General features: G+C 76.8%; 3 protein-coding genes. All 3 read right to left on the bottom strand.

The genetic code is table 11. The annotated features are described in order from the left end of the window. Positions 1-9: 9 nt before the first annotated feature. The 3 genes from ACW14Y_RS03080 to ACW14Y_RS03070 are packed head-to-tail and all read right to left on the bottom strand — an operon-like array spanning position 10 to position 11,607. Positions 10-3,375: an amino acid adenylation domain-containing protein gene (locus ACW14Y_RS03080; RefSeq protein WP_456985768.1), complete on the bottom strand. Its 3,366-nt coding sequence runs from the start codon at positions 3,373-3,375 to the stop codon at positions 10-12. After that, a complete protein-coding gene (locus tag ACW14Y_RS03075) occupies positions 3,368-6,868 on the bottom strand; it encodes a type I polyketide synthase (protein WP_456985767.1) in 3,501 nt (1,166 codons plus the stop codon). Before ACW14Y_RS03075 ends, ACW14Y_RS03080 begins: the two co-directional genes overlap by 8 nt. Further along, positions 6,865-11,607, bottom strand: a complete 4,743-nt coding sequence (locus ACW14Y_RS03070; protein WP_456985766.1) for a beta-ketoacyl synthase N-terminal-like domain-containing protein — start codon at positions 11,605-11,607, stop codon at positions 6,865-6,867. Before ACW14Y_RS03070 ends, ACW14Y_RS03075 begins: the two co-directional genes overlap by 4 nt. Positions 11,608-11,609: the final 2 nt, after the last annotated feature.

Genomic DNA, 11,609 nt, shown 5'->3' with positions numbered 1-11,609 from the left:
ATGGCGCTCTCAGGAACGGGCACGGCGCACGGCCGCCTGTTGCCGCCGGGCACCGGCCCGGCGTCGGTTCTCCGCGCGCTCGCGCGCGGCCGCCCCGGGGGCCGTGGACGGATCCACCCCGGACCGGCTCAGATGGGCGGCCAGCGAGGCCACCGTGGGGTGCTGGAACAGCTCGACCATCGACACCCGGTGCCCGAGGTCCGCCGCCAGCAGCGACCGCAGCTCGGCCATCAGCAGCGAGTGCCCGCCGAGGTCGAAGAAGTTGTCGTGGGCGCCGACCCGCTCCACCCCCAGCACCGTGCGCCACAGCCCGGCCAGCGACCGTTGCAGCCCCTCCTCGGGTGCGGTGAACGGCGCGCCCGCGGCCGGGCCGTCCTCGCCCGGCTCGGGCAGGGCGTTGCGGTCCACCTTGCCGCTCGGCGTGAGCGGCAGCGCGTCCAGCACGGCGAACACGGCGGGCACCATGTAGCCGGGCAGCCGGCCGCGCAGGTGGGCGGCCAGGTCGGCGGGCGTCGGCGGCGCCCCGGCGTCGGTCGTGGTGAGGTGGGCGACCAGCCGCACGTCCCCGGTCCGGTGCGGACGGGCCGTGACCACGGCCTCCCGTACCGCCGGGTGCTCGGTCAGCACGGACTCGATCTCGCCGAGCTCGATCCGCAGGCCGCGCAGCTTCACCTGGTGGTCCAGCCGGCCGAGGAACTCCACCGCGCCGTCCTCGCGGAACCGCGCGAGGTCGCCGGTGCGGTACAGCCGCGCCGCCGGGTCCGGGTCGAACGGGTCCCGGACGAAGCGCTCGGCGGTCAGCTCCGGCCGGTTCAGATAGCCCCGGGCCAGGCCCCGGCCGCCGATGTGCAGCTCGCCGGGCACCCCGACCGGCACCGGCCGCATCGCGCCGTCCAGGACCAGGATCCGGGTGTTGGCGATCGGGCGGCCGATCGGCACCGGCCGCCGGGGGTCGTCGTCCGGCCCGCAGGTCCAGTGGGTCACGTCGACGGCGGCCTCGGTCGGGCCGTACAGGTTGTACAGGGCGGCGGTGGAGCGGGCCAGGAAGCGGTCCTGGAGGTCGCGCGGCAGCGCCTCGCCGCTGCACACCACCCGGCGCAGGCTCCGGCACTCCTCCACCGGCTCGCGCAGGAAGGCCTGCAGCATCGACGGCACGAAGTGCACCGTCGTCACGCCCTCCGCCCGGATCGTCCGGGCCAGGTAGCCGGTGTCCCGGTGCCCCTCCGGCCGGGCCAGCACCAGGGTCGCCCCGGCCGCCAGCGGCCAGAAGAACTCCCACACCGACACGTCGAAGGAGAACGGCGTCTTCTGCAGCACCCGGTCCGCGGCGTCCAGCCGGTAGGCGTCCTGCATCCACAGCAGCCGGTTGCGGATCGCCGCGTGCACGTTCATGACGCCCTTGGGCGCGCCGGTGGAGCCGGAGGTGTAGATGACGTAGGCGAGGTCCTCGCCGCCGACCTCGACCTCCGGGGCGGTGTCCGGCTCCCCGACAGGGCCTGCCTCGAACTCCTCCACGCACAGCACCTCGGCGTCGACCCGCGGCAGCCGCCCGAGCACCCGGCGCTGGGTGAGCAGCACCGGCACCCGGGCGTCCCGCGCCATGTGCTCCAGCCGGGCCGCCGGCAGCTCCGGGTCCAGCGGCAGATAGGCGCCGCCCGCCTTGAGCACCGCCAGCAGCGCCACCACCAGCTCCGGCGCCCGCTCCATGCCGACGCCGACCACGGTGTCCCGGCCGACGCCGAGCCCGCGCAGCCGGTGGGCGAGCCGGTTGGCCCGCCGGTCCAGCTCGCCGTAGCCCACCGAACGGCCCTCGAAGCGCAGCGCCACCGCCTCCGGACGCAGCCGCGCCCGCTCCTCGAAGGCCTGGTGGATCCAGCCCTCCCCGGCCGGCCAGTCCCGCGCGGTGTCGTTGAACTCCACCAGCACCCGGTGGCGTTCGGCCTCCGTCAGCAGTTCGAGCTGCTCCACCGGCCGCTCCGGAGCGGCCACCGCCTGCTCGGCCAGGCGGCCGAAGCGGTCGGCCAGCCGGGCGACGGTGGACTCGTCGAACAGGTCGCGGTCGTACTCGAACCAGCCGCTCAGGCCGCCGTCCCGGTCGAAGGCCTGGAGCTCCAGGTCGAAGCGCGCGCCGCCGCCGCGCACCGGCACCGGCTCCAGTCGCGCGCCGCCCAGGGTGAGGTCCGGCACCGCCTCCCGGCCGTAGGCGAAGCTCACCTGGAACACCGGCGGCCGGCTGAGGTCGCGGGCCGTGCCCAGCTCGCCGACCACCAGCTCGAACGGCACCTCCTGGTGCTCGTAGGCGCCGAGGCAGGCCGCCCGCACCCGGTCCAGCACCTCGGTGAAGGACGGCTCGCCGTCCAGCTCGGTGCGGATCGGCAGGGTGTTGACGAAGTAGCCGATCAACGGCTCCAGTTCGGGCCGGTCACGGACGGCGGTGGGCACCCCCACCACCACGTCCCGGCAACGGGCGGACCGGGACAGCAGCACCGTGAACACGGCCAGCAGTGCCATGTAGGTGGTCGCGCCGCGGCGGTGGGCCAGCTCCGACAGTCCGCGCAGCAGCGGCTCGGGCAGCTCGAACGGCAGTGTGCCGCCGTTGAAGCCCTGGACGGCCGGGCGCGGCCGGTCGGTCGGCAGCTCCAGCGCGGCCGGGGCCCCGGCCAGCCGCTCCTTCCAGTACGCCGACTGCTCCGCCCAGCGCCCCTGTTCGTGCTGCTCGCGCTGCCAGAGCGCGAAGTCGGCGTACTGGACCGGCAGCTCGGGCAGCGGCGAGGGCCGGCCGGCCGCGAACGCCTCGTACAGCGCGGCGAGTTCGGCCAGCAGCACCCAGAACGACCAGCGGTCCGAGACCAGGTGGTGCAGGGCGAGCACGAGCACCGACTCGTCCTCGCCGGTGCGCAGCAGGGCCAGCCGCAGCGGCGGCCCGGCCTCCAGGTCGAACGGTTCGCCGACCGCGGCCGCCACGATCCGCTCGTCCAGCTCGGCCGGGGTGAGCCCGGCCTGCCGGAGGTCGGCCACGGGCAGGTCCGGTTCGACGGGCGGGCGCACCACCTGGACGGGGCGGCCGTCGCGCAGCGCGAAGGTGGTGCGCAGCGCCTCGTGCCGGCGGACCACCTCGCGCAGCGCCGCGCGCAGCACCCCGGCGTCCACCGGGCCGCGCACCCGCACCGCGCCCGGCACCACATAGGCCGGGTTCGCCGGTCGGACCTGCTCCAGGAACCACATGCCCTGCTGGAACAGCGAGAGCGGGAAGACGTCCTCGGCGGGGGGTGCCGCAGTCGCGTGCTCGCTCGCCCGCCGTTCGGCGAGCAGCCGGTCCAGGTGCGCCCGCTGCTCCGGGGTCAGCGCGGCGAGGCGCTCGTCGAGCTCAGTCATCGATCCGCTCCGACGTCTCGGTGACCTGCTCCAGGAGGGCGAGCAGCTCGGCGGTGGGGTCGGCATCGGCGTCGGGGGTCCGGTCGGCGGAGCGGGCCGCCCGGCGGATCGGCGCCGCCTCCCCGGCGGTGGCGGCGGGCCCGGAGGCGGTCAGCCCCTCGACCACCTGCCCGGCCAGGCTGCGGACCGTGGCGCCCTTGAGGAACTCGGCGACGGTCACCTTGACGCCCAGCCGGCCCTGGATCTCGTTGCGCAGTTCCACGGCCATCAGCGAGTCCAGGCCGAGGGCGGACAGCGGCGCGTCGGCGTCGACGGCGGCCGCGCGCGAGCCCAGGGCGGCGCGCACGCTGGCGGTCAGCCCGGCGACCAGGGTCGCGACCCGCTGCTCGGCGGGGGAGGCGAGCAGCTCCTCGGCGGTCGGCAGCGCGCTCGCCGCCGCCCGGCCGGGGGCGCCGGCCAGCCGGCGGGCCGGGGCCGTCCGGGGCGAGGCGGACCGCTGGGCGGGTACGGGCCGCTCGGTGCGCGCGGCGCGTTCCGACCGCTCGACGCGTTCGGTCCGTTCGGTCCGCTCGGCGCGTTCGGCGCGTCCGGTCCGCGGCACGCGTTCGGGCCGCCCGGCCTGCGGCGCGGGCCGCCGGGCGGGAGCCGCGGCGGAGCCGTCGCCGCTGGGCTCGTGCCAGCAGCGGGTGGCGGCGAACGGGTAGTGCGGCAGCGACGTCCTGGCCCGCCGGTACTCCCGGTCGAACCCGGCCCAGTCGACCTCGGCCCCCTCGGCGTACAGCCGCCCGAGGCTGCCGAGCAGGATCTCCCAGTCGTCGTACTTCGGCCGCAGGCTGGGCAGCATCAGCACGTCGTCGCCGGTCAGCACCTCGCCGACCAGGCCCAGCAGCGTCGGCGCCGGGCCGACCTCCAGGAAGGTGCGGTGCCCCAGCTCGTACAGCGCCCGAACCCCGTCGGCGAACAGCACCGGCTGCCGCGCGTGCCGCAGCCAGTAGTCGGTGTCCAGCGGCCGGTCCCACGGCCACAGCCCACCGGTCAGGTTGGACAGCAGCGGGACGGCCGGCGCGCCGAACGTGACCTTCTCCAGCGCGGCCCGCAGCGGCTCCAGCACCGGTTCCACCAACGGGGAGTGCGAGGAGGTGGAGATGCGCAGCCGCCGCACCTCCGCGCCGCGCGCGGCGAAGGCCGCGCAGACCTCGTCGACGACCTCCCGCACCCCGGAGACGGTGGTGTTCGCCGGACCGTTGACGGCGGCCACGGCGACCAGCGCCGCGTCGTGGCGGGCGAGTTCGGCCGCCACCTCGTCCGCGGGGGCGGCGATCGCGGCCATCGCCCCGGACTCGGCGAGCCGCTGGAGCAGCCGCCCGCGCTCGGCGACCAGCCGCAGGCCGTCCTCCAGCGGCAGCGCGCCGGCGAAGCAGGCGGCGGCGTACTCGCCGAGGCTGTGGCCGATCACGGCGGCCGGCTCCACGCCCCAGGAGCGCCACAGCCCGGCCAGCGCGTACTCCACGGCGAACAGGCCGGGCTGGGCGAACTCCATGGTGTTGATCAGCTCGCCGTCCGCCGCCGAGGCCGGGTACACGGCGGACAGCAGCGGCGCCGGCAGGACGTCCCGCAGGATCTCGTCGCACTGGTCCAGGACGCGCCGGAAGAAGGGCTGCGTCTCGTACAACCGCCGGGCCATGCCCGCGCGTTGCGGCCCCTGGCCGGTGAACAGGAAGACCGGTTCGGTCGTCGACCCGGGCCCGGCCGGGGCGGCGCCCCCGGAGCGGCCCAGCAGCAGCCCCTCGCCCGGGTCGTCCCGGACGAAGTCCGCCAGCCGCCCGGCGAGTTCGCCCGGCGTGGCCCCGACGGCGGCGAGGCGGTGCGGGAAGTGCGAGCGGCCGGTGTTCGCGGAGAAGCACAGATCGGCCGCGCTCGCGGGACCGGCCTTCGCCAGCCGGTCCTGGTAGCGGCGGGCGAGCTTCAGCAGGGCGCCGCCGCTGCGCGCCGACAGGGCGAGCACCGACAGCGGACGGCCCTCGCCCGGGTCGGCGTCCGGGTCGGCGTCCGGTTCGGAAGCCGGGGCGTCCGGCGCCTGCTCGACGATCAGGTGGGCGTTGGTGCCGCTGAAGCCGAAGCTGCTGACGCCCGCCAGCCGCCGCGCCCCGTCGGTCCCCTCCGCCGGCCACGGGGTGAGCGACGTCGGCACGGCGAAGGTGGTGCCCTCGAAGGAGATGTGCGGATTGAGCTCGCCGAAGTGCAGATTGGCCGGGATCTGCCCCCGGTCCACGCAGAGCGCCGCCTTGATCAGCCCGGCGATCCCGGCCGCCGCCTCCAGATGGCCCAGGTTGGTCTTCACGGCGCCGAGGTGCAGCGGCGCGCCCTCGGCGCGGCCGTAGACCTCGGCCAGCGCGGACACCTCGATCGGGTCGCCAAGCTTGGTGCCGGCGCCGTGGGTCTCGATGTAGCCGACCCGCTCCGGGCCCACCCCGGCGGCGGCCAGCGCCCGGCGGAACACCTCGCGTTGGGCGGCGCCGTTGGGCGCGGTCAGGCCCGAGCTGCGCCCGTCCTGGTTGACGGCCGAGCCGCGGATCACCGCGAGCACCCGGTCGCCGTCGCGGCGCGCGTCCGAGAGCCGCTTGAGCACCACCACGCCGCAGCCCTCGCTGCGGACGAAGCCGTTCGCCGCCGCGTCGAAGGTCTTGCAGCGGCCGTCGTCGGCGAGCATCTCCGGGAACTGCGAGAACGAGATCGCCGCGTCCGGCGCGACCACCGCGTTGACGCCGCCCGCCATCGCGAGGTCGCACTCGCCGAGCCGCAGGTTCTGGCAGGCCTGGTGCACGGCGACCAGCGAGGAGGAGCAGGCGGTGTCCACCGAGACGCTCGGCCCGCGCAGGTCCAGCAGGTAGGAGAGACGGCCGCTGGCGATGCTGTGCGCGACGCCGGTGGACGCGTGGGCGGTGATGTCCTGCGGCTCGCGGAACAGCAGCCCGGCGTAGTCGTTGCTGCAGATGCCCAGGAACACCCCGGTCCGGCTGCCCGCCAGCGCGTCCGGCGCCTGCCCGGCGTCCTCCAGGGCCTCCCAGGCGACCTCCAGCACCAGCCGCTGCTGCGGGTCCATCGACACCGCCTCCCGGCGGGAGATGCCGAAGAACTCGTGGTCGAAGCGGTCGATGTGGTCCAGGAAGCCGCCCCAGCGGGTGCTGTGCTTCCCGGGGGTGCGCGGCTGCTCGTCGTAGAACGCGTCGACGTCCCAGCGGTCGGCCGGGATCTCTCCGATCGTGTCGGTGCCGGCGGCCAGCAGCTCCCAGTACGAGTCCGGGTCGGTGACCCCGCCGGGGAAGCGGCAGCCGACACCGACGATGGCGATCGGCTCGGTCCTGGCCCGCTCCTGCTCGTCGATCCGGCGCTGCATCCGCTCCATGGTCAGATAGGCGCGCTTCATCGCCGTCATCGAGCCGGAGCGGTCCTCGGGCGTGTCGCCCCGGGTGGTGTGCTCGCGCGTGGTCATCGTCCCTGCCCCCGGTCGGTCGGATCGGCACTGGTGTCGAACTGCTCGGTCTTGGCGAGGAGGAGGGCCTCCAGTTCGCGCTCCGACAGCCCGTCGAGGTCCTCGGGGCCGCCGTGGAGGTCGAGGTCCGGTCGGTCCACGGCTTCGGGTGCGGAAACGGGAGCGGCGGCGGCCTCCAGCGGGATCCCCATCCGCTCGGCGAGGAACGGCACCAGGGCGTCCAGCGTCGGGTACTGCCAGCCCAGCGTGGCGGGCAGCGGGACGCCGAGCGACAGCTCCAGCCGCGACCGCAGCTCCAGGGTGCGCATCGAGTCGAAGCCGAGGCCGGCCAGCGGCGCCGCGCTGTCGATCGCCGCCGGGTCCGGCGCGCCGGGCCCGTCGAGCACCCGGGCGGCCAGCTCCCGGCAGTGCCGGACCAGCACGGCCCGGCGGCGGCGGCCCGGCTCGACCGCCAGCAGCTGCCGCCGGACCGCCTCCCCGCCGTCGGAGTCGGCGGCGGTGGAGCCGGCCTCGGGGGAGCCGTCGGTCGAGCGGACGATCGTGGCGGGGCTGCCCAACAGCCGAGCGAGGGAGGCCAGTCCGGCGCCGTCCACGCTCAGCGCGGGCAGTCCGGCGGCCCTGCGGCGCCCGGCGAGCGCGTCCAGACAGGCGCCGAGCGCCGTCCCCCGGCCGGGTGCGGAGACCGGGTCGGACAGCACCAGGAAGTCCAACGGCCGGTCGGCGGTGGCGAGATGGATCCGCCAGGCGTCGGCGGCCGGGTCGACGGCGCCCAGCGGGTCGTCGTCCTCGGCCTCCTCCGGCCCGCCGCCGTCCGTCGTAGCGGCCGGAGTCTCCGCGCCCGCGAGGTGCACCACCCCGGCCAGCGGCGCCGCCGGGATGTCGAACGCGGCCACTGCGGCGGCCGGCGCCCCGGCGTCGGACAGGTCGGCGACCGGCAGCAGCAACTCCACGCCCCGGGCTCGCAGTTCGGCCAGCCCCGGTTCTGCGGTGGGGTCCGGGGCGGTTCCGGCGGAGCGGAGCAGGGCGATCCTGCGGGCCCCCAGGTCCGCCAGCCGGCGGGCCGCCGCCAGGGCCACCGGGGTGGTGCCCCCGGTGACCAGGTACCCGGCCCGGGCCCGGACCACCGAGCGGGTCGGCGGCACCGCGAGCTCGGGCGCCGGCTCCGGACGCAGCACCAGCTTCCCGGTGTGCCGGGCCTGCGCCATGACGGCGAACGCCTCCCGGGCCCCGGCGAACGGGTGGACGGTGACCGGCAGCGGTCCGAAGCCGCCGTCCTCGAAGCCCCGCACCACCTCCTCGAACAGCTCGGCCAGCAGCCCCGGTTGCGCATGGAAGGTGTGGTCCAGGTCGACCGCGAACAGGGCCCGGTTCGCCTTCAGGCCGCCGAGGCCGATCGGACTGTCGTCATGGATGTCCCGCTTGCCCAGCTCGACGAACCGCCCGCCCGGCGCCAGCAGCCCCAGGCCGAGCCGCAGCGCCTCCCCGGTCAGGGAGTTGAGCACCACATCGACCCCGCGCCCGCCGGTGGCCGCCGCGACCTCCGCCGCGAAGTCCGTCGAGCGGGAGTCCATCACCAGCTCCACACCGTCGAGTTCGCGCAGGAACCGGCGCTTGGCGGCCGTCCCCGCGGTGGCGAACACCCGTGCCCCGCACCGCCGGGCCACCGCCAGCGCGGCCAGGCCCACACCGCCGCTGGCCGAGTGGACCAGCACCGTCTCGCCCGCCCGCAGCCGGGCCAGGTGGCCGAGACCGTACACGGCGGTGAGGAAGGCCACCGGCACCGCCGCCGCCTGCTCGTCGTCCAGCGCCGACGGCCTCGGCGCCACCAGGTGCTCCTCGGTGGTGGTGAAGGCCGCGAGCGCGGACGGCGCGACCGCCATCACCCGGTCGCCGACCCGGAAGCGCCCGACGCCCGCGCCGACCGCGCTCACCCGGCCCGCGCACTCGACCCCCAGCGGGACCGTGCCGGCCGCGCCCGGGTAGGCGCCCATCGCCTTGAGCACGTCGCTGAAGTTCAACCCCGCCGCGGCGACCTCGATCTCCACCTGGCCGGGGCCGGGCGCCGTCCGCTCCCAGCGGGTCGGCGTCAGGCTCTCCAGCAGGCCGGGCCGGACCGCCAGCAGCCGCTGGTTGGTGTCCAGCTCCGGGTCGAACGGCCGCCGCTGCCACGCGGGTTCGGTGCCGTCGGCGGAGTCCTGCGGCACCCGGACCGGCGTGTACCCGACCGGTCCGCGCAGTGCGGCCGGGCCTTCCCCGCCCGGGCGCAGCAGCACGTCCAGCAGCCGGGCCGCGTCGTCCCGCGCCGGGTCCGGGTCGAGGTCCACCAGCAGCGGGCGGGGCACGTCGGTCCCGGCCGAGGCCACGCCGGCCGCACCCCACAGCAGCGCCTGCACCGGGTCGGGCGCCCCGTCCCGCTCGGTCACCCGCTGGGCGCCCCGGGTCAGCAGCACCAGGCGCGGGGCGCCGGGCAGCCCCTCGGCGGCCAGCTCCCGGACCAGCAGCGGGGCCGGGCGGAGGGTGTCCTCCCGCGCCGCCGGGAGCGGGAACGGACCCGGGCCCGCCGGTGCCGGTCCGGCGGCCGCGTCCAGGCCCCAGGCGTACAGGACCCCGGCCCACGGCTCGTCACCGGCCGCGCGCAGCTCCTTGAGCAGGGCCGCGAGGTCCTCCGGCCGGGCCGGGTCGAGCTCGTACCGCAGCGGGTCGATCCGCCGGGAGCCGCTGCCCGGGGTGACGGTCACCCAACTGCCGCGCCGGGCGACGAGTTCGGCGCCCAGGGCGCCGGCCGTGCCCGCGCGGTCCGCGAACAGCAGCCAGCGGCCCGGTGCGCCGCACGGCGCACCCGTACCGGGCTCGGTCTCGGCCCACTCCAGGGCGAACAGCGCGCGCCCGGTCCCCTCCTCGGCGGACGGCCGCGTCTCGGGAACGGCGAGCGCCAGCAGCTCGGGAACGACGGGCGCCCGCGTCTCGGGAACGGCAGGAGCCTCGGGAGCGTACCGGCGCCGCTGCCAGGGGTAGTTCGGCAGGTCCAGCACCGCCCTGGGCAGCCCCGCGAACCCGCCGTCGGCCCCCTCCCGGTCGTGCTGCTCCCGCTCGGCGAGTACCACACCGGACGGCGCACCGCCCTCGGCCAGCCCGCTCAGCGCCCGCAGCGCGGCGGCCCGGTCGGCGGCGGCGATCCGCGCCCGCCAGCGGTGCCGGGCCCGCCCGGCCCCGGCCGTGTAGGCGAACGCCGGGTAGGAGCCGTCCGGCAGCCCGGCGAGCCGCCCGTGCAGGGCGCCGGCCAGCGCCCGCACCGCCTCCGGGGTCCGGGCGGAGAGCTCGAAGCCCGCCACCGGGACGGCCCCGGCCCCGGTATCGGCCCCGGCCTCGGACCCGGCGGTGGCCTCGGCCGCGCCCAGGATCACCTGGGCGTTGGTGCCGCCCATGCCGAACGCGCTCACCGCCGCGTGCCGCCCGCCGCGCTCCGGCCAGGGCCCCAGCGCCGTCGGCAGGGTGATGGCGGTGCCGTCCAGGTCGATCAGCGGATTGAGGGTGCTGAAGTTCACCAGCGGCGGCACCTCGCGCCGCCGCAGGCACAGCACCGCCTTTACCAGGGCGATCACCCCGGCCGCGGACTCCGGGTGGCCCAGATTGGCCTTGACCGAGCCGACGCTCAGCTCGGCGCCGCCGTTGCGACGGCCCAGCGCGGCGGCGATGGCCTCCATCTCGATGGTGTCCCCGAGCGAGGTGCCGGTGCCGTGCGCCTCCACCAGGCCGATGTCGGCGGCGGTGAGCCCGGCGTCCGCGAGCGCCGCCTCGGTCAGCGCGACCTCCGACAGCACATTGGGCGCCGTGAAGCCGGTCGAGCGCCCGGTCTGGTTGACCGCGGAGCCGTGCACCACCGCGTGCACCCGGTCGCCGTCGCGCCGCGCGTCCTCCAGGCGCTTCAGCACCAGGACGCCGCAGCCCTCGCCCCGGGCGAAGCCGTTCGCCCGGGCGTCGAAGGGACGGCACCGCCCGTCCGGCGACAGGGTGCCCGCCAGCCGGTGCAGCCGGGTCGCGCGCGGCGAGAGCACCAGGTTCACCCCGCCCGCCAGCGCCACGTCGCACTCCCGGCGGGCCAGCGCCTGGCGCGCCAGGTGCACCGACACCAGCGAGGAGGAGCAGGCGGTGTCCACCGTGATGGCCGGCCCGGCCAGCCCCAGCGCGTACGCCACCCGGCCCACCGTGAAGCAGTGGCCGTTGCCGCCCGCCCAGTGGGTGTCCAACTCGCCGCTGTGCCAGTCCCAGTACTCCTGGCCGGTGATCCCGACGAACAGCCCGGTGCGGGCCGCGTCCAGCCGGTCCGGCGGCAGCGCGGCGTTCTCCAGCGCCTCCCAGGCGACCTCCAGCAGCAGCCGCTGCTGCGGGTCGACCCCCCGGGCCTCGGCCGGTCCCATGCCGAAGAACTCCGCGTCGAAGTCCATCACCTCGTCGAGGAACCCGCCGCTGTGCGGCAGTTGCTCCCACTCGGCGGCGAACGGCCCGCGCCGCCCGGCGGGCAGCGGACCCACCAGCTCGCGGCCCTCGGCCAGCGCCTCCCAGTAGCCCTCCAGGTCGACGATGCCGCCCGGCAGCCGCAGGCCGATGCCGACCACGGCCAGCGGGCCGGTGCCGCTCGCGGCGTCCAGCTGTGCCCGCAGCTTGCGGACGGTGTCGAGCGCCCGGGTGAGCGGGGTGGGCGCGGGCGCGGTGGTGCCGCCCTGCTGCTGCTCCGTCATCT

It is taken from the genome of Kitasatospora sp. cg17-2, assembly GCF_054031055.1.
The sequence above is the reverse complement of the archived record's forward strand: the minus strand, read 5'-3'. Positions and strand labels throughout refer to the sequence as shown.